This window comes from Pseudomonas sp. LB3P93, assembly GCF_054898025.1.
Genome location: NZ_CM142713.1, coordinates 6,409,967 through 6,428,345 on the forward strand (window position 1 = coordinate 6,409,967; position 18,379 = coordinate 6,428,345).

Sequence of the window (18,379 nt, forward strand, 5' to 3'; positions counted from 1 at the left end):
TGGTAAGCTCGCCGCCTCATTTGCTGCCAATAATGACTCACTGTGCCGCACTCAAAATCCCCCTCCGCGACTCCTCTGTGGCTCCCTCAAAGCCAACTGGCGCCCCTCCCCGACACGTCTACCCTCGACTGGCTGTTCGACGAAGGCTCCCTGACCCGACGACTGATCCGCTTGTCGAATGACGGCTTCAGCGTCACGCCGCTGTTTGAAGGCTGGCAAACGCTACGCGCCGACGAATGTGCTGCGCTGGAGCTGGACGAAGGCAGTGAAGGCTGGGTGCGCGAGGTGTATTTGCGTGGGAACGGAGAGGCTTGGGTGTTTGCCCGCAGCGTGGCGGCGCGCAGCGCCTTGCAGGGCGACGGCTTGCACATGGACGAACTGGGTAGCCGCTCGTTGGGCGAATTGCTGTTTTGCGATCATGCGTTCCAGCGCCGCGCCATCGAGGTTTGTCACTATCCTCAGGAATGGCTGCCGCTGGAGTCCCGGGCCCCTGAACTGTGGGGCCGTCGCTCGCGTTTCGACCGTGGCGCCTTGAGCGTGCTGGTGGCCGAGATCTTCCTGCCGACCTTGTGGCTCGCAACTCGTGCCCAGCCGGAGAATTGCTGATGTACCAAAGCCTGCTCAAGTCCCTGAACCGCTTGAACCCTCGGGCCTGGGATTTCATTCAACTGACCCGCATGGACAAGCCGATCGGCATTTATCTGCTGCTGTGGCCGACGCTCTGGGCGCTGTGGATTGCCGGCAAAGGCTCGCCATCCCTGGCCAACATTGTGATTTTCGTCCTTGGCGTGGTGCTGACCCGCGCTGGCGGCTGCGTGATCAACGACTGGGCGGATCGCAAGGTCGACGGCCACGTGAAACGCACCGAACAACGCCCGTTGGTGAGCGGCAGGATCAGTTCCAAAGAAGCTCTGGTGTTCTTCGCGTTGCTGATGGGCGTCAGTTTCCTGCTGGTGCTGTGTACCAATGCGGCCACGGTCTGGCTGTCGTTCGGCGGCTTGGCGCTGGCCTTCAGCTACCCGTTCATGAAGCGCTACACCTATTACCCGCAGGTGGTGTTGGGCGCGGCGTTCTCCTGGGGCATGCCGATGGCGTTCACTGCCGAAACCGGTGAACTGCCCGCAGCCGCATGGTTGCTGTGGATCGCCAACCTGCTGTGGACCGTGGGCTACGACACCTATTACGCGATGACCGACCGCGACGACGACTTGAAGATCGGCGTGAAATCCACGGCGATTCTGTTTGGCGAAGCGGACCGGGTGATCATTCTGACCCTGCAAGGATTGGCGCTGGGCTGCCTGTTGCTGGCGGGATCGAAATTCGAGCTGGGTGGCTGGTTCCACTTGGGACTGCTGGCGGCGGCGGGCTGTTTTGCGTGGGAATTCTGGTACACCCGTGGCAAGGACCGGATGCGCTGTTTCAAGGCGTTTTTGCACAATCACTGGGCCGGGTTGGCGATTTTTGTGGGGATTGTGCTGGATTACGCCACTCGCTGACCGCCCAAGCCGCTGCCGAACGCATGTTTCGGCAGCGGCTGCAGACTTTGATCGATTACTTCTGCGACTCGTGGACGACGTGCCAGACGTTTTTCATGCCGTCACCCTTCATTTCGCCAGGTTTTTCATCCTTCATGAAGGTGTAAAGCGGCTTGCCGTCGTAGGCATATTGCATCATGCCGTCATCACGCTTGATGACCGTCCATTTGCCTTCGGCCTTGGCACCCGCCGGGGCCATCATCGGTGGCCAGTTCTTGGCACAATCACCGTTACACATGGACTTGCCGCCGGCGTCCTTGTCAAACGTGTAAATGGTCATTCCCTTGTGGTCGACCATCATGCCGCCCTTCATCATGGCCGGTTCGTCAGCGAAGGCCATCGTCGGCAGAGCCAGAGCAGCGACCAACATCAGTGACTTAAGGGAGAACGAGTATTGAGTCATGGAAACCTTCTCTTGTGGTAGTCAGGATTCGGAATTAGAGCTTAGTCCAGGTTCGTGACAATCGCCGGTCGACTAAAATACTGTCACACGACTGCAATAATTCCGTTATCTAATGCGGCGCAAGACAGTTAAATGACAAGAGGATTAAGGCATGGTTGGCAGGAGCATTCTGATCGTCGACGACGAAGCGCCCATTCGCGAAATGATCGCCGTTGCGTTGGAAATGGCCGGCTATGACTGCCTGGAGGCTGAGAACTCCCAACAGGCCCATGCCATCATCGTCGACCGCAAGCCGGACCTGATACTGCTCGACTGGATGCTGCCCGGCACGTCCGGCATCGAGTTGGCCCGACGCCTCAAGCGCGATGAATTGACCGGGGACATCCCGATCATCATGCTCACCGCCAAGGGCGAAGAGGACAACAAGATCCAGGGTCTGGAAGTCGGTGCTGACGATTACATCACCAAACCGTTTTCCCCTCGTGAGCTGGTGGCACGCCTCAAAGCCGTGCTGCGCCGTGCCGGCCCAACCGATGGCGAGACACCGATCGAAGTCGGCGGCCTGCTGCTCGACCCGATCAGCCACCGCGTGACCATTGACGGCAAACCCGCCGAGATGGGCCCGACCGAATACCGTCTGCTGCAATTTTTCATGACTCACCAGGAACGTGCCTATACCCGTGGCCAGTTGCTGGATCAGGTCTGGGGCGGCAACGTGTATGTCGAGGAGCGCACCGTTGACGTGCACATCCGCCGTCTGCGCAAAGCTCTCGGTGATGCCTACGAAAATCTGGTACAAACCGTGCGCGGCACCGGTTACCGCTTTTCTACCAAAGCCTGACCAAGACCTTTACCGCCCGACAAGCTGACAAGGACGCGTGTTCAATTGAACCAAAACTGGCATGGCACCCTGATCCGCCACATGCTGTTGCTGGTGACCGGCTGTTTGGTGATCGGCCTGATTACCGGCTACTACGGCTGGAGCCTCGCTGCGGGCCTGGGCCTTTACCTGGCCTGGACCCTCAAGCAATTGCTGCGGCTGCACGAATGGCTGCGACTGCACAAACCCGACGAAGCACCGCCCGACGGCTATGGCCTGTGGGGCGAAGTGTTCGACAGCATTTACCACCTGCAACGCCGTGACCAACGCGTGCGCGGACGCCTGCAAGCGGTGATCGATCGGGTTCAGGAATCCACCGCTGCGCTGAAAGACGCGGTCATCATGCTCGACAGCGATGGCAACCTCGAATGGTGGAACCGCGCTGCCGAAACCCTGCTCGGCCTCAAGACACCGCAAGACAGCGGCCAGCCGGTCACCAATCTGGTACGGCATCCGCGCTTCAAGGAATATTTCGAGCAGAACAGCTACGCCGAACCGCTGGAAATCCCTTCGCCGACCAATGATCGCGTACGCATTCAGCTGTACATCACCCGCTACGGCAACAACGAACACCTGATGCTGGTGCGCGACGTGACGCGCATTCATCAGCTGGAACAGATGCGCAAAGACTTCATCGCCAACGTGTCCCACGAATTGCGCACACCGCTGACGGTGATCTGCGGCTACCTGGAAACCCTGCTCGACAACGTCGAGGAAGTGAACCCGCGCTGGACCCGTGCCCTGCAGCAAATGCAGCAGCAAGGTGGGCGCATGCAGACCTTGCTCAACGACTTGCTGCTGCTGGCCAAACTGGAAGCCACCGATTACCCGTCGGACAACCAGCCGGTGGTCATCGACGGCCTGCTGCAATCGATCACCAGCGATGCCCAGCAGTTGTCCGGCCAGAAGAACCAACGCATCAGCCTGGAAGCTGATCCGACGATTCTGCTCAAGGGCAGCGAAGCCGAGTTACGCAGCGCGTTTTCCAATCTGGTGTTCAACGCGGTGAAATACACCCCGGCCGAAGGCAATATCCGCATTCGCTGGTGGGGCGATGAGCAAGGCGCACACCTGAGCGTGCAGGACTCCGGGATCGGCATCGACAGCAAACATCTGCCGCGCCTGACCGAACGTTTCTACCGCGTCGACTCCAGCCGCAACTCCAACACCGGCGGCACTGGCCTCGGCCTGGCGATCGTCAAACACGTACTGCTACGGCACCGCGCGCGGATGGAAATCAGCAGTGTGCCAGGGCATGGCAGCACGTTTACCTGCCATTTCGCGCCCGCCCAAGTCACGAAAACCCGGGTCATCAGCACCGCCGACTGATACCGGCCAGCACTCGCCACTAGGCAATCATCAAGTCAGCCGCTACATTGGCTGACTTGTGCCTGCCCTTCAGGCACCGCATCGACCCCCTTTTCGAATACACGGAACCCGCAAAACTCCATCATGGACCCTTCCCCTGGCTTGACCCTCGCGACACTCTTCGCCGATTTCGGCATGATTCTTTTTGCTCTGATCCTGGTTTTGCTCAACGGCTTTTTCGTTGCGGCGGAATTTGCCATGGTCAAATTGCGCTCGACCCGGGTCGAGGCCATCGCTGAAAAAAACGGCTGGCGCGGACACATCCTGCGCACCGTTCACAGTCAGCTCGATGCGTACCTCTCGGCGTGCCAATTGGGTATCACCCTCGCCTCCCTGGGCCTTGGCTGGGTCGGTGAACCGGCGTTCGCGCACATCCTCGAACCGATCCTTGAAGCCGTCGGCGTGCAATCGCCTGAAGTGATCAAAGGCGTGTCGTTCTTCGCCGCGTTTTTTGTCATCTCGTACTTGCACATCGTGGTCGGTGAACTGGCGCCAAAATCCTGGGCCATCCGCAAACCCGAGCTGCTGTCGCTCTGGACCGCCGTGCCGCTGTACCTGTTCTACTGGGCGATGTACCCGGCGATTTACCTGCTCAACGCCAGCGCCAACACGATTCTGCGGATCGCCGGCCAGGGTGAGCCCGGCCCGCATCACGAGCACCATTACAGCCGTGAAGAACTGAAACTGATCCTGCACTCCAGTCGTGGCCAGGACCCGAGCGACCAAGGCATGCGTGTATTGGCCTCGGCGGTGGAAATGGGTGAGCTGGAAGTGGTCGACTGGGCCAACTCCCGGGAAGACCTGGTGACGCTGGAGTTCAACGCGCCGCTCAAAGAAATCCTGGCGATGTTCCGTCGCCACAAGTTCAGCCGTTATCCGGTGTACGACAGCGAAAGCCAGGAGTTCGTCGGCCTGTTGCACATCAAGGACCTGCTGCTCGAATTGGCGGCCCTGGACCACATTCCCGAGTCGTTCAACCTCGCCGAACTGACCCGGCCGCTGGAGCGTGTGTCGCGGCACATGCCGCTGTCGCAGCTGCTGGAGCAGTTCCGCAAGGGCGGCTCGCACTTCGCCCTGGTTGAAGAGGCCGATGGCAACATCATCGGCTACCTGACCATGGAAGACGTGCTGGAAGTGCTGGTGGGCGACATTCAGGACGAACACCGCAAGGCTGAGCGCGGCATCCTCGCTTACCAGCCGGGCAAGCTGCTGGTACGAGGCGACACGCCGCTGTTCAAGGTCGAACGCCTGCTGGGCATCGATCTGGACCACATCGAAGCCGAAACCCTCGCCGGGCTGGTCTACGAAACCCTGAAACGGGTGCCGGAAGAGGAAGAAGTGCTGGAAGTCGAAGGCTTGCGGATCATCATCAAGAAGATGAAAGGGCCGAAGATTATTCTGGCCAAGGTGTTGATGCTGGATTAAGCGCGGTACCTGTGGCGAGGGAGCTTGCTCCCGCTGGGCTGCGAAGCGGCCCCAAAACCGACTACCCAGTTATTCAGGCAGACTGCGTAGGCTGGATTGCGCCTGCTGCGCAGCCGAACGGGAGCAAGCTCCCTCGCCACAGTAATCGCGCTGATCCGCCTATTGCTTACCCAACGCAAAGTTGGGCAACGCACCCACCGGTTGATTGAACTGATACGGAATCGACACCAGCCCCAACCCCGTATTGCGCTGCACCACGAAGTGCAAATGCGGCCCGCTGCTGTTGCCAGTATTGCCCGACAGTGCCAGCGCACTCCCCACCGAAACCCGCTGCCCTTCGCGAACGCTGACCGAACCTTGCTTGAGGTGAAGGTATACGCCCATGGTTCCGTCATCGTGCAGCACCCGCACGAAATTGCCTGATGGATCGGTGCCGTGCCCGGTCTGGGCATTTTCGGTTTTCACGACTACCCCGCCACGTGCCGCGATGATCGGCGTGCCCTCGGGCATGGCAATGTCCATGGCGTAACGGTTCTTCGCGCCGAAGTGGCTGTACTGGCCGTTGGCACCCTGACTCAAGCGAAACGGCCCGCCACGCCAGGGCAGCGGATACCGATAGGCCATGGCGGCCCCTGAAGGGTCGCCCAGTGAATATTCGAACCTTGGGATGTACACCAACGGCCTTCCGGCCTGCGTCGCCGTGAGCAGCGCCAGACGGATGTTGCTGCGGGCCGGCATCACCCGGCGGATCGGCCGGCTCGGCGCGCCGCTGACGTTGTTCAGCCCGGCAAAACTCAGCTCGATCTCGACCGGCGCATACAGGTCGTTGCGCACATACACGTTGTCCACGCCCTTCTGCTTCTTGATCTCCAGGTACACCTGGCGCTCAAGGTGCTCGACCATGCGATCTCGAAAAACGAACACCTGGGAGCCTTTGGTGGGGCGGTCGCTATAGGAGACCACGCCATTGGCGTCTTTGGACTTGTAGATAGTCATGGCCACAGCCGAGGTGGAGGCCATGAAAAGACCACAGAAAAACAGCAGGCGCGCGAGCATGGGCAAGAGTCTGTCGAGTAAGGCCTGGGGAGGAGCCTAGCAGCTGCAATGGACCCGGGTAGTCGGCAGATGTTTCAAATGATCGTTCCCACGCTCTGCGTGGGAATGCAGCAAGGGACGCTCTGCGTCCCACCGAAGCGGACGCGGAGCGTCCGGGGAGGCATTCCCACGCAGAGCGTGGGAACGATCAGCGGTACATGTTACGCGCCGGGTACGAAATGCTTCTGCGCCGTACCACGGGCAATCAGGCGGGAGATGTAGTCGAGCTTCTGCGCATCCTGATCCACAAAGCGGAAGGTCAGCTGCAGCCAGTCGCTGTCGGGTTTCGGTTCAAACGCGACGATGGCGTGCAGGTAGCCATTGAGGCGGGCGACTTCGGCGTTGTCGCCCTGCTCCAGGTCGAGCACGGCGCTGTCGAGGACTTGCGGCAGGGTGTCGGTGCGCTTCACCACCAGCAGCGCTTCCTTGATGCTCAGGGCTTTGATCACGCATTGCTGAATGCCGCTTGGCAAACGCAACTGGCCTTGACCCCGACCGCTGGCTGAAGCGGAAGCAGCGACCGGTGCCTTGACCGGTGGGCTATTGAGCAAACCGCGTGAAGGTGCAGCCGCCGGTGCCGGAGCGGCGACCACGGCAGCCTTGCCACCGGTCAATGCGCTCAGGGAATCGTTGCCGAAGGCCGAGTTCATTTTGGTCGGTGCACCGTTCATCAAGGCGTCGAGCTTGCCGACCTTGTTCAGCGCTTGCTTGACCTTGGTCAGCAGTTGTTCGTTGGTGAAGGGCTTGCTGACGTAGCCGGAAACGCCGGCCTGAATTGCCTGGACCACGTTCTCTTTATCGCCACGGCTGGTCACCATGACGAAGGGCATGGTCTTGAGGTTGTCCTGCTCGCGGCACCAGGTCAGCAATTCCAGGCCAGACATTTCCGGCATTTCCCAGTCGCACAGCACCAGGTCGAACGCTTCCTTGGCCAGCATGGCCTGAGCCTTTTTGCCGTTGATGGCGTCTTCTGTCCGGATACCCGGGAAGTAGTTACGCAGGCACTTCTTTACCAGGTCACGAATGAACGCCGCATCGTCCACCACCAACACACTGATCTTGCTCATCCATCACCCCTCGAAAAAATCCCGGCAAGCATACCGTTTTACTGATGGCACATTGCCAAAAACCTTCAGTCACGCCGGGACTTTTCGTTCGCGGGTGCTGCTGTTGAAGTCGAAAACCACACAAAAAAACGCCCGGCCAAAGGACCGGGCGTTTTTCTTGGGCAGTCTTACTTATCGTCAGCTTTGCCCGGAACATTAGCGGTTTCGGCACTTGTGCCTTCAACTTCTTCTTTCATGCGCTTGAGGCCCAGGTGACGCACGTCGGTACCGCGCACCAGGTAAATCACCAACTCTGCAATATTGCGCGCGTGGTCGCCGATGCGTTCCAGCGAACGCAGCACCCAGATGATGCTCAAGACCCGCGAGATAGAGCGCGGGTCTTCCATCATGTAGGTTGCAAGCTCGCGCAGCGCGGTCTTGTATTCACGGTCGATGATCTTGTCGTACTGGGCAACCGACAACGCCAGGTCGGCGTCGAAACGGGCAAAGGCGTCCAGCGAATCGCGAACCATGTTGCGCACCTGGTCGCCGATGTGGCGAACCTCGACATAACCGCGCGGGGCCTCGCCTTCTTCGCACAACTGAATGGCGCGACGGGCGATCTTGGTCGCTTCGTCACCGATGCGCTCCAGGTCGATCACCGATTTGGAGATGCTGATGATCAGACGCAAGTCCGACGCTGCCGGCTGACGGCGGGCCAGAATGCGCAGGCATTCTTCGTCGATGTTGCGTTCCATCTGGTTGATCTGGTCGTCGATCTCGCGGACCTGCTGGGCCAGGCCGGAGTCGGCCTCGATCAGCGCGGTCACGGCGTCATTAACCTGCTTTTCCACCAGACCGCCCATGGCCAGGAGGTGGCTGCGAACTTCCTCCAGCTCAGCGTTGAACTGCGCGGAGATGTGATGGGTAAGGCCTTCTTTGCTAATCATGTTGGCGTCCTTGGAGCGTCCGGTAAGGTGCGGTGGACCGCAGCGTCAGTTCAGTGAGCAACTACAGCTTCCTAGCCGTAACGACCGGTGATGTAGTCTTCGGTCTGCTTCTTGGCCGGATTGGTGAACAGGGTGTCGGTGTCGCCGAATTCCACCAGCTTGCCCATGTACATGAACGCGGTGTAGTCGGAAACCCGCGCGGCCTGTTGCATGTTGTGGGTCACGATGACGATGGTGAACTTCGATTTCAATTCGTAGATCAGCTCTTCGACTTTCAACGTCGAGATCGGATCGAGTGCCGAGCACGGTTCGTCGAGCAGCAGCACTTCCGGTTCTACGGCGATGGTGCGAGCGATCACCAGACGTTGCTGCTGACCACCGGACAGGCCGAGTGCCGACTCATGCAGACGGTCTTTGACTTCGTCCCACAGCGCCGCGCCTTTCAACGCCCACTCGACGGCTTCGTCGAGGATGCGTTTTTTGTTGATGCCCTGGATGCGCAGGCCGTAAACCACGTTTTCGTAGATGGTTTTCGGGAACGGGTTAGGCTTCTGGAACACCATGCCGACGCGACGACGCAGCTCGGCCACGTCTTCGCCCTTGCGGTAGATGTTGTTGCCGTAGAGGTTGATTTCACCTTCTACGCGGCAGCCGTCGACCAGGTCGTTCATGCGGTTGAAGGTCCGCAGCAGGGTGGACTTGCCGCAGCCGGACGGGCCGATGAAGGCGGTCACGCGCTGTTTCGGGATGTTCATGCTGACGTCGTACAGCGCTTGTTTGTCACCGTAGAACAGGCTCAGGCCCGGTACTTCAATGGCCACGGTTTCCTGTTCAAGACTCAGGCTCTGCTTGTCGCGACCCAGCGCAGACATGTTGATGCCGTGGGTATGTGCTTCGTGCTGCATGGGAGGCTCCCTGTGCTAACAAATTCGGTTCGGGGCCGCAGACCAGGCCTGCGGTTACGCAATTCTTTTGTAGGAGCCGGCTTGCTGGCGATGCAGGCAACTCGGTCCCGCAGGTTCACCGCGGTGATGCCTTCGCCAGCAAGCCGGCTCCTACAGTTCGGTGTTGATTAGCTATCCAGCGCTTTGTATTTTTCGCGCAGATGGTTACGGATATAAACGGCCGACAGGTTCAACGTGGCGATCACCAGCACCAGCAGCAGCGCCGTGGCGTACACCAGCGGACGCGCAGCTTCGACGTTCGGGCTCTGGAAGCCGACGTCATAGATGTGGAAGCCCAGGTGCATGATCTTCTGGTCCAGGTGAAGGTACGGGTAGTTGCCATCCAGTGGCAGCGACGGGGCCAGTTTCACCACACCCACCAGCATCAGCGGCGCCACTTCGCCGGCGGCGCGAGCCACGGCGAGGATCATGCCGGTCATCATGGCCGGGCTGGCCATCGGCAGCACGATCTTCCACAAGGTTTCAGCCTTGGTCGCACCAAGGGCCAACGAGCCTTCACGCACGGTGCGAGGGATCCGCGCCAGGCCTTCTTCGGTGGCCACAATCACCACCGGAACCGCCAGCAGCGCCAGGGTCAGGGACGCCCAGAGCAGGCCCGGCGTACCGAAGGTCGGTGCCGGCAGTGCTTCAGGGAAGAACAACCGGTCTACCGAGCCGCCCAGCACATAGACGAAGAAGCCCAGACCGAACACGCCGTAAACGATGGCCGGAACGCCCGCCAGGTTGTTCACGGCGATGCGGATAATCCGGGTCAACGCGTTCTGTTTGGCATATTCGCGCAGGTAAACCGCTGCCAGCACGCCGAACGGCGTCACGACCATCGCCATGATCAGGGTCATCATCACAGTGCCGAAAATCGCCGGGAAGATCCCGCCTTCGGTGTTCGCTTCACGCGGGTCGTCGCTGAGGAATTCCCACATCTTGCTGAAGTAGAAACCGATCTTGGTGAAGGTGCCCATCGCGTTCGGCTGGTAGGCATGAACCACTTTGCCAATACCGATTTCGATCTCTTTGCCGTTCGCGTCACGAGCCGTCAGGCTGTCGCGGTTGAACTGGGCGTGCAGGTCGTTCAGGCGTGCTTCGATGTCCTGATAACGTGCGTTCAGCTCAGCGCGCTCGGATTCCATGTCCGCTTGTGCGGTGGCGTCGAGGGTGCCGGCCAGTTCCAGCTTGCGACCGTGCAGGCGGATGCGTTCGAGGCCGGCGTTGATCGCGCCGATGTCGACTTTTTCAAGGGTCTTGAGCTGTGCGGCGAGCTCGTTGACGCGGGCAACGCGAGCCTGCAACTCAGGCCAGGCGGCTTCGCCTTCAGCAATAACCTTGCCTTCCTGTTTGACGTTGACCAGGTAGCCGTAGAAATTGCCCCATTCGCGGCGCTCGATGGCCATCAGCTCCGGCGGCGTCTTCTGGTTGGTCAGCCACTCGCCGACGATCCAGGTGAAGTCGTTGCCGTTCAAGTCACGGTTGCCGACCTTGATCAGCTCCCGGGTCATGAACTCCGGGCCCACGTCGGGCACCGGCAGACCGGCACTTTTCAGACGCTCGCGCGGCACTTCTTCTTTCTGCACGATTTCGCCGATGACCAGGTGATTGGCCTGGCCCGGCACGTCGTAGCTGGCGTGAATCAAATCCGCCGGCCAGAAGTGACCCAGACCGCGCACGGCAATCACCGCCAGCAAGCCAATGGTCATGATGACCGCTATGGACACCGCGCCACCGCTGATCCAGACGCCTGGGGCGCCGCTCTTGAACCATCCATTCAGGGAGTTCTGTTTCACAGACTTCTACCTTTCTTAAAGCGACGAGTATTTCTTGCGCAGACGCTGACGAATCAGTTCCGCGAGGGTGTTCATGACGAAGGTGAACAACAGCAGCACCAGCGCCGAGAGGAATAGCACGCGGTAGTGGCTGCCGCCGACTTCCGATTCGGGCATTTCCACCGCGACGTTGGCGGCCAGCGTTCGCAGACCTTCGAACAGGTTCATTTCCATGACCGGGGTGTTACCGGTGGCCATCAGCACGATCATGGTTTCACCGACCGCACGGCCCATGCCGATCATCAGTGCCGAGAAGATGCCCGGGCTGGCGGTGAGGATCACCACCCGCGTCATCGTCTGCCACGGCGTGGCACCGAGGGCCAGGGAACCGAGAGTCAGGCCACGAGGCACACTGAACACGGCGTCTTCGGCGATGGAGTAGATGTTCGGGATCACCGCGAAACCCATGGCCAGACCGACCACCAGAGCGTTGCGCTGGTCGTAGGTGATGCCCAGGTCGTGGGAGATCCACATACGCATGTCGCCGCCGAAGAACCAGGTTTCCATGTACGGGCTCATGTACAGCGAGAGCCAGCCCACGAACAGGATCACCGGAATCAGAATCGCGCTTTCCCAGCCGTCCGGCACTTTCAGGCGGATCGACTCAGGCAGGCGACTGAAGACGAAACCGGCCACCAAAATGCCGATCGGCAGCAGCATCAGCAGGCTGAAAATGCCCGGCAAATGCCCTTCCACATACGGCGCGAGGAACAGGCCGGCGAAGAAACCGAGGATCACCGTCGGCATCGCTTCCATCAGCTCGATCACCGGTTTGACCTTGCGGCGCAGGCTCGGGGCCATGAAGTACGCGGTGTAGATTGCAGCGGCAACGGCCAGTGGCGCGGCCAGCAGCATGGCGTAGAACGCGGCTTTCAGGGTGCCGAACGTCAGCGGCGACAGGCTCAGCTTGGGTTCGAAGTCGGTGTTGGCCGCGGTCGATTGCCAGACGTATTTAGGCTCGTCGTAGTTTTCGTACCAGACCTTGCTCCACAACGCGCTCCACGACACTTCAGGGTGCGGGTTGTCGAGCAGCAGCGGTTGAATCTTGCCGCCCGCTTCGACGATCACGCGGTTGGCCCGTGGCGACAGGCCGAAGATGCCTTGGCCGTCGACCACCTGATCCACCAGCAAGGTACGGTGAGCGGTGCTGTGGAACACGCCGAGCTTGCCGGAAGCGTCGAGGGCAACGAAGCCTTTACGACGTTCTTCGGCGGTGACTTCAACGATGGGCGTGGTGCCCATCTGGAAGGTGCGGATCTGCTTCAGACGCTGCTCGCCATCCGGGTCGCGGGCCATGAACCACTGGGCCAGGCCACCCTTGGAATCGCCGAGGATCAGCGAGATACCGCCCACCAGCTGGGTGGCAGCGGTGATTTCGCTTTCACCGTTTTCCAGCAGTTTGTAGCGACCGTTGAGGCTCTTGTCGCGCAGGCTGAACACGTCGGCCTGAGCACGACCGTTGATCACGTACAGCCATTGCTGACGCGGGTCGACGAAGATGTTCTTCACCGGCTCGTTCATCTGCGGCAGATCGATACGTTTCTGCTCGTTGGTGATTTCGCCGGTCATCATGTTTTCTTCGCTGGTCAGCGAAAGCACATTGAGTTGCGAACCGGTGGAACCGACCAGCATCAGGGTCGAATCAGTGGCGTTGAGGCTGACGTGTTCCAGCGCACCGCCCGCCTCGTTCAACGCAATCGGGGTTTCGCCGTACGGGTATTCGACGGCTGGCGAGATGGTTTTCTTGCCGTCCGGGTAGCTGACTTTATACGTGTGACGGAACACCAGGGCCTGACCGTTGGACAAGCCGACCGCTACCAATGGGTGACCGGGCTGGTCTTCACCGATGGAAGTGACCGTAGTACCGGCCGGAATCGGCAGATCGACGCGCTTGAGTTCGGCGCCACTGTCGATGTCGAAGAACAGCGCCTGCCCTTTGTCGGAAACCCGCATGGCGACCTGGTTCTGCTCTTCCAGGGAAATCATCAGCGGCTTGCCGGCGTCTTGCATCCAGGCGGGCGTGATGGAGTCCTTGGCCGTCAGATCGGCACCCTGGAACAGGGGGAAGACGACGTAGGCGAGGAAGAAAAAGATCAGCGTGATCGCGGCGAGAACCGCAAGGCCGCCCACGAGGACGTACCAGCGGGTCAGGCGATCTTTGAGCGCGCGGATGCGGCGCTTGCGTTGCAGCTCAGGCGTATTGAAATCAATTCGCTTGGGAGGATTAGTAGTCATGGTGGAATTGGCCAGATCATTCATGCGCACACCCTAGCGATCCTGTATGACAGAAAGATGACAATGCAGTGACGCAACAAATCCGCCGCCAGCGGAACTGGCAGTGGATGGGAAATTTGGGGGGCCGGCGTACCGGCATTTGTAGGAGCTGAGCTTGCTCGCGAAGGCGTCATTACATTCAACATCAATGCTGACTGAACCACCGCTTTCGCGGGCAAGCCTCGCTCCTACAGGTCCGGGTTTACCCCGGACCTAGGGTTTTACTTTTTTGCGACGTCAGCGCCGCCTTCCGCGAGACCCAGGTCAGCCAGTGCTTTTGCAGCAACCTTGGCCGGCAGTGGGATGTAGCCGTCTTTCACTACAACTTCCTGGCCCTGTTTGGACAGAACCAGTTTCACGAACTCGGCTTCCAGCGGGGCCAGAGGCTTGTTCGGGGCTTTGTTGACGTAAACGTAGAGGAAGCGCGACAGCGGGTACTTGCCGTTCAGGGCGTTTTCTTCGGTGTCTTCGATGAACTCGGTGCTGCCTTTCTTGGCCAGAGCTACCGTTTTCACGCTAGCAGTTTTGTAGCCGATGCCCGAGTAACCAACGCCGTTCAGCGAGGAGCTGATCGACTGCACGACCGAAGCCGAACCTGGTTGTTCGTTGACGTTTGGCTTGTAGTCACCTTTGCACAGGGCTTCTTCTTTGAAGTAGCCGTAGGTGCCGGATACCGAGTTACGACCGAACAGCTGAACCGGCTTGTTGGCCAGGTCGCCGGTCACGCCCAGGTCGCCCCAGGTTTTCACGTCGGTTTTAGCGCCGCACAGACGAGTGGACGAGAAGATCGCGTCAACTTGTTCCATGGTCAGGTGCTGGATCGGGTTGTCTTTGTGTACGAAAACAGCCAGGGCGTCCACGGCAACCGGGATCGCGGTTGGCTTGTAACCGTATTTGGTTTCGAACGCTTGCAGCTCGGTGTCCTTCATCTTGCGGCTCATCGGGCCCAGGTTAGCGGTACCTTCAGTGAGCGCAGGTGGCGCGGTAGACGAACCGGCAGCCTGAATCTGGATGTTTACGTTCGGGTATTCTTTTTTGTAGTTCTCAGCCCACAGGGTCATGAGGTTGGCCAGGGTATCGGAGCCGACGCTGGACAGGTTGCCCGACACACCAGTGATCTTGGTGTAGCTCGGGATAGCAGGGTCAACAGCGGCAACCGCGTTGGCAGTCGCAACGCCAGCAGCGACAAAAGTCATTGCCGCCATCAAACGCTTCAGTTTCATGCCTTACTCCTAGCAGATAGGGTGTGTTAGTCGGGGCCAAGTATCAGCAGGCCGTGTGAACACTCTATGGCTGAAATATGACAATTGGATGAAAGGCCAGCATTCGAGGTTTTACCGGATAATTCATGCGCCCCAATCGCTAGCAGGCTAGCTCCCACATTGGAATGCATTTCAATGTGGGAGCTAGCCTGCTAGCGATTGGGGCCGGTACAGCTACAGACAATTTCGGGATCAGCGCCCCTTCTTCCAGAGATAAGACCCCACCAGAATTCCGACGACACAAATAATCGCCACATAGTAGGCCGGCCCCATCGGGCTTTCCTTGAGCAGCAAAGTGACGACCATCGGAGTCAGGCCGCCAAAGATGGCGTAAGCCAGGTTGTAGGAAAACGACAACCCGCTGAAGCGCACCACCGCCGGGAAGGCTTTGACCATCACGTAAGGCACTGCACCGATGGTGCCGACCAGGAAACCGGTCAAGGCGTACATCGGATACAGCCAGTCCGGGTGATTGAATAGGCTGTGATAGAAAGTCCATGAGCTGAACAACAGCGCAGCACTGCCAAACACGAACACTCGACCAGCACCGAATCGATCAGCCAAAGCACCGGACGCCACGCACCCGAAGCTCAGGAACACAATCGCCAGGCTGTTGGCCTGCAACGCCGTGGTCGGCGAGAAGTGGTAAACGGTCTGCAGCACGGTCGGGGTCATCAGAATGATCACGATGATGCCGGCGGACAGCAGCCAGGTCAGCAGCATGGAGATCGCGATCGCGCCGCGATGATCACGCAAAACGGCGCGCAGCGGCACTTCTTCGGCCAGGGCTTTGCGCAGTTGCAGCTCGGCGAACACCGGGGTCTCGTGCAGCCAGCGGCGCAGGTAGACAGAGAACAACCCGAACACGCCGCCCAGCAGGAATGGGATCCGCCAGGCGTAATCGGACACTTCTACCGGGGTGTAAATGCTGTTGATCGCGGTGGCGACCAATGAACCCAGGAGGATGCCAGCCGTCAGACCGCTCGTCAGAGTGCCGCAGGCATAACCGATATGACGCGCAGGGACGTGTTCGGAAACGAATACCCACGCGCCCGGCACTTCACCGCCAATCGCCGCGCCTTGAATCACCCGCATCAGCAGCAACAGGATCGGCGCCCACATGCCAATCTGCGCATAGGTCGGCAGCAAGCCCATGATCAGGGTCGGTACCGCCATCATGAAAATGCTCAGGGTGAACATCTTCTTGCGGCCCAGCAGATCGCCGAAGTGCGCCATGACAATGCCACCCAGCGGGCGGGCGAGGTAGCCGGCGGCGAAGATGCCGAACGTCTGCATCAGGCGCAGCCACTCGGGCATATCCGTCGGGAAGAACAGTTTGCCCACCACCGTGGCGAAGAACACGAAGATGATGAAGTCGTAAAACTCCAGCGCGCCGCCCAAGGCAGACAGCGATAAAGTCTTGTAGTCGCTGCGGGTTAACGGACGTGCGGGCTGGGTCGGCTGCGCGATGCTCGAGGGCGCTGTGGTCATGGCAAGGGCTTCTCTTATAGTCGGATCTGCAACCCCAACAACGCTGGCTGAGGCTTGGGCAGGTCCGGCACGATAGCAAATTGTTCGAAAAAGCACATAGAGGTGCGTATTTGACGGTCAAAATGAGAACCGGACGGTCGTCTCGGAGTCTACCGACCGATATACTCGCTGCATTGCAGCATTTGTAAGGGGTTGCTGTGCGAAAACGCGCTGGCTGTCAGGCAAGGCAATTGCCTGGTTCAGTCGCTTTCGCAGAGTTTCTCTTTAGGCGCCTTACGAAAAACGTGACGGACGTAGTATGTTCGGGCTGAATCGTTTTTCCTTGAGACGGCTATTCACGTGAAGTACCAACGAAGAGTCACGGGTCAGAGGCACCCCCGGCATGATAGAGCTCGAACAAGAAGATCCAATCCCGCAAGGCGACCTGGCCCTGCAAATCACCGCGCTTCCGCGTGAAACCAACGGCTTCGGCGATATCTTCGGCGGCTGGCTGGTGGCACAGATGGATTTGGCCGGCACTGCAATGGCCAGCAAAGTCGCTGGCGGACGCGTGGCGACCGTTGCGATTGATCGCATGGCGTTCCTGGTTCCGGTAGCGGTGGGCGCTCAGCTCTCCTTCTATACCCAGGCACTGGAAATCGGCCGCAGCTCGATTCAGATGATGGTCGAAGTCTGGAGCGACGATCCGCTGTCCAGCGAGTGGCGTAAAGTGACTGAAGCCGTGTTTGTGTTTGTCGCGATCGATGGCAGCGGCCGTACTCGCTCGGTTCCGCCACGCGCGCGTTAAACGCCGCGGCCTTTCTGCGGTCCATTGCAGTCATTGTTCCTGATCGAGAGTTGCCCCATGAGCACGCCCAACGTTGAAGCCGTGAAACTGGATGAACTGAACTGCTGGCGCATCCGCCACGGCCAGGCCGAATTGCTGGTGGCCCAGCAAGGCGCGCACATCCTCAGTTATCAATTGGCCGGCCAACCGCCGCTGATCTGGCTAAACGACGAGGCTGTGTTCAAGACCGGCAAGAGCATCCGTGCCGGTGTGCCTGTGTGCTGGCCGTGGTTCGGCAATTTCCCGCGCAACCCGCAAAGCGTCCAGGCGATGCGCGTCAGCAACGAACCGCCAACCGCCCACGGTTTTGTCCGGGCGATGGATTGGGAACTGGGCGGTATCGAAACCGAGGGCGAGAGCCTGAAGGTGGAATTCATCCTGCCCTACCCTGAAGGCGGCTTCCCTGGCTGGCCGCATCAGGTGGATTTGAAGCTGAGCATTCGTCTGGATGAGCAACTGCACATCAGCCTCACCAGCCACAATCGCGGCACTGACAAAGTCACCATCAGCCAGGCGCTGCACAGCTATTTCGCGGTCAGTGATGTGCGCAATGTGCATGTCGAAGGGCTGGATGGCTTGAGCTATATCGAAACCCTGGATGACTGGAAAACCAAGACTCAGACCGGTGAGCTGCGTTTTACCGGCGAGACTGATCGCATCTACCTCAATACTCCGCAGACGCTGAGCATTGTCGACCCGGCCTGGGAACGACGCATCGAGCTGACCAGCAGTGGTTCACGCACGGCAGTGATCTGGAACCCGTGGATCGAACGCGCGGCGGCGTTCAGTGACATGGCTGACGATGGCTGGCAGAAGATGCTGTGCATCGAGACGGCGAACGTGATGGATGATGTGGTGACGCTGGCGCCGGGGGCGAGTCATACGCTGGGCGTGAGCATCGGCAGCGCACCGCTCGAATCAACACCATAAATCCCTGTGGGAGCGAGCTTGCTCGCGATGGCGGCATTACAGTCAACATAGATGCTGAATGTTATGGCCTCATCGCGAGCAAGCTCGCTCCCACAGTTTTTTGTATCAAGCC

At 59.6% G+C, this 18,379-nt stretch carries 16 protein-coding genes; 7 read left to right on the forward strand and 9 right to left on the reverse strand.

What is annotated here, in order from left to right; genetic code table 11:
* Positions 1–42 precede the first annotated feature (42 nt).
* Positions 43–606, forward strand: a complete 564-nt coding sequence (locus ACYZT8_RS29390; protein WP_461977922.1) for a chorismate--pyruvate lyase family protein — start codon at positions 43–45, stop codon at positions 604–606.
* Positions 606–1,496 carry a 4-hydroxybenzoate octaprenyltransferase gene (ubiA, locus tag ACYZT8_RS29395; RefSeq protein WP_461977924.1) on the forward strand — a complete coding sequence of 297 codons (891 nt, stop codon included), beginning with the start codon at positions 606–608 and terminating at the stop codon, positions 1,494–1,496. Before ACYZT8_RS29390 ends, ubiA begins: the two co-directional genes overlap by 1 nt.
* A gap of 55 nt (positions 1,497–1,551) precedes the next feature.
* On the opposite strand, the gene ACYZT8_RS29400 is transcribed toward ubiA, so the two are convergent.
* Positions 1,552–1,938, reverse strand: a complete 387-nt coding sequence (locus ACYZT8_RS29400) for a COG4315 family predicted lipoprotein (protein WP_461977926.1) — start codon at positions 1,936–1,938, stop codon at positions 1,552–1,554.
* 151 nt (positions 1,939–2,089) lie between these two features.
* On the opposite strand from ACYZT8_RS29400, the gene phoB reads away from it, so the two are divergent.
* The 3 genes from phoB to ACYZT8_RS29415 all read left to right on the forward strand — a co-directional run bounded on the left by phoB (position 2,090) and on the right by ACYZT8_RS29415 (position 5,611).
* Positions 2,090–2,779: a phosphate regulon transcriptional regulator PhoB gene (phoB, locus tag ACYZT8_RS29405; protein WP_008150066.1), complete on the forward strand. Its 690-nt coding sequence runs from the start codon at positions 2,090–2,092 to the stop codon at positions 2,777–2,779.
* 81 nt (positions 2,780–2,860) lie between these two features.
* On the forward strand, positions 2,861–4,147 hold the full coding sequence (gene phoR / locus ACYZT8_RS29410) for a phosphate regulon sensor histidine kinase PhoR (RefSeq protein ID WP_461982647.1): 1,287 nt from the start codon (positions 2,861–2,863) through the stop codon (positions 4,145–4,147).
* A 123-nt stretch (positions 4,148–4,270) separates the two neighbouring features.
* A complete protein-coding gene (locus ACYZT8_RS29415) occupies positions 4,271–5,611 on the forward strand; it encodes a hemolysin family protein (protein WP_461977928.1) in 1,341 nt (446 codons plus the stop codon).
* Between the two features lie 159 nt (positions 5,612–5,770).
* Here the strand turns inward: ACYZT8_RS29415 and ACYZT8_RS29420 are convergent, their stop codons facing one another.
* From ACYZT8_RS29420 to ACYZT8_RS29455, 8 genes are all read right to left on the reverse strand, one after another.
* A complete protein-coding gene (locus ACYZT8_RS29420; protein ID WP_461977930.1) occupies positions 5,771–6,667 on the reverse strand; it encodes a peptidoglycan DD-metalloendopeptidase family protein in 897 nt (298 codons plus the stop codon).
* Between the two features lie 200 nt (positions 6,668–6,867).
* The gene (locus ACYZT8_RS29425; RefSeq protein ID WP_461956349.1) at positions 6,868–7,773 is read right to left on the reverse strand and encodes a response regulator; all 906 of its coding nucleotides are present in this window, start codon (positions 7,771–7,773) and stop codon (positions 6,868–6,870) included.
* A 167-nt stretch (positions 7,774–7,940) separates the two neighbouring features.
* A complete protein-coding gene (phoU, locus tag ACYZT8_RS29430; RefSeq protein WP_461956350.1) occupies positions 7,941–8,702 on the reverse strand; it encodes a phosphate signaling complex protein PhoU in 762 nt (253 codons plus the stop codon).
* A 71-nt stretch (positions 8,703–8,773) separates the two neighbouring features.
* A complete protein-coding gene (pstB, locus tag ACYZT8_RS29435; protein ID WP_033059285.1) occupies positions 8,774–9,607 on the reverse strand; it encodes a phosphate ABC transporter ATP-binding protein PstB in 834 nt (277 codons plus the stop codon).
* A gap of 167 nt (positions 9,608–9,774) precedes the next feature.
* A complete protein-coding gene (gene pstA, locus ACYZT8_RS29440) occupies positions 9,775–11,445 on the reverse strand; it encodes a phosphate ABC transporter permease PstA (RefSeq protein WP_461956352.1) in 1,671 nt (556 codons plus the stop codon).
* A 15-nt stretch (positions 11,446–11,460) separates the two neighbouring features.
* Entirely contained in the window at positions 11,461–13,743 is a 2,283-nt protein-coding gene (locus tag ACYZT8_RS29445; protein ID WP_461977933.1) for an ABC transporter permease subunit, read from the reverse strand.
* A 236-nt stretch (positions 13,744–13,979) separates the two neighbouring features.
* Positions 13,980–14,981 (reverse strand): phosphate ABC transporter substrate-binding protein PstS family protein, encoded by a 1,002-nt coding sequence (locus ACYZT8_RS29450; protein ID WP_461956354.1) that lies wholly within the window; start codon positions 14,979–14,981, stop codon positions 13,980–13,982.
* Between the two features lie 231 nt (positions 14,982–15,212).
* The gene (locus ACYZT8_RS29455; RefSeq protein WP_461977935.1) at positions 15,213–16,511 is read right to left on the reverse strand and encodes an MFS transporter; all 1,299 of its coding nucleotides are present in this window, start codon (positions 16,509–16,511) and stop codon (positions 15,213–15,215) included.
* Between the two features lie 382 nt (positions 16,512–16,893).
* Between ACYZT8_RS29455 and ACYZT8_RS29460 the strand changes: the two genes are divergently transcribed.
* Both ACYZT8_RS29460 and ACYZT8_RS29465 read left to right on the forward strand, forming a co-directional pair.
* Entirely contained in the window at positions 16,894–17,298 is a 405-nt protein-coding gene (locus ACYZT8_RS29460; protein WP_007896491.1) for an acyl-CoA thioesterase, read from the forward strand.
* A gap of 57 nt (positions 17,299–17,355) precedes the next feature.
* A complete protein-coding gene (locus ACYZT8_RS29465) occupies positions 17,356–18,267 on the forward strand; it encodes a D-hexose-6-phosphate mutarotase (protein WP_461977937.1) in 912 nt (303 codons plus the stop codon).
* Positions 18,268–18,379 lie beyond the last annotated feature (112 nt).

Bases quoted from the DNA above. Each gene is read 5' to 3' on its own strand.
- ubiA (WP_461977924.1), top strand. From the start codon at position 606: ATGTACCAAAGCCTGCTCAAGTCCCTGAACCGCTTGAACCCTCGGGCC.
- ACYZT8_RS29400 (WP_461977926.1), bottom strand. From the start codon at position 1,938: ATGACTCAATACTCGTTCTCCCTTAAGTCACTGATGTTGGTCGCTGCT.
- phoB (WP_008150066.1), top strand. From the start codon at position 2,090: ATGGTTGGCAGGAGCATTCTGATCGTCGACGACGAAGCGCCCATTCGC.
- phoR (WP_461982647.1), top strand. From the start codon at position 2,861: ATGCTGTTGCTGGTGACCGGCTGTTTGGTGATCGGCCTGATTACCGGC.
- ACYZT8_RS29415 (WP_461977928.1), top strand. From the start codon at position 4,271: ATGGACCCTTCCCCTGGCTTGACCCTCGCGACACTCTTCGCCGATTTC.
- ACYZT8_RS29420 (WP_461977930.1), bottom strand. From the start codon at position 6,667: ATGCTCGCGCGCCTGCTGTTTTTCTGTGGTCTTTTCATGGCCTCCACC.
- ACYZT8_RS29425 (WP_461956349.1), bottom strand. From the start codon at position 7,773: ATGAGCAAGATCAGTGTGTTGGTGGTGGACGATGCGGCGTTCATTCGT.
- phoU (WP_461956350.1), bottom strand. From the start codon at position 8,702: ATGATTAGCAAAGAAGGCCTTACCCATCACATCTCCGCGCAGTTCAAC.
- pstB (WP_033059285.1), bottom strand. From the start codon at position 9,607: ATGCAGCACGAAGCACATACCCACGGCATCAACATGTCTGCGCTGGGT.
- ACYZT8_RS29445 (WP_461977933.1), bottom strand. From the start codon at position 13,743: ATGAATGATCTGGCCAATTCCACCATGACTACTAATCCTCCCAAGCGA.
- ACYZT8_RS29450 (WP_461956354.1), bottom strand. From the start codon at position 14,981: ATGAAACTGAAGCGTTTGATGGCGGCAATGACTTTTGTCGCTGCTGGC.
- ACYZT8_RS29455 (WP_461977935.1), bottom strand. From the start codon at position 16,511: ATGACCACAGCGCCCTCGAGCATCGCGCAGCCGACCCAGCCCGCACGT.
- ACYZT8_RS29460 (WP_007896491.1), top strand. From the start codon at position 16,894: ATGATAGAGCTCGAACAAGAAGATCCAATCCCGCAAGGCGACCTGGCC.
- ACYZT8_RS29465 (WP_461977937.1), top strand. From the start codon at position 17,356: ATGAGCACGCCCAACGTTGAAGCCGTGAAACTGGATGAACTGAACTGC.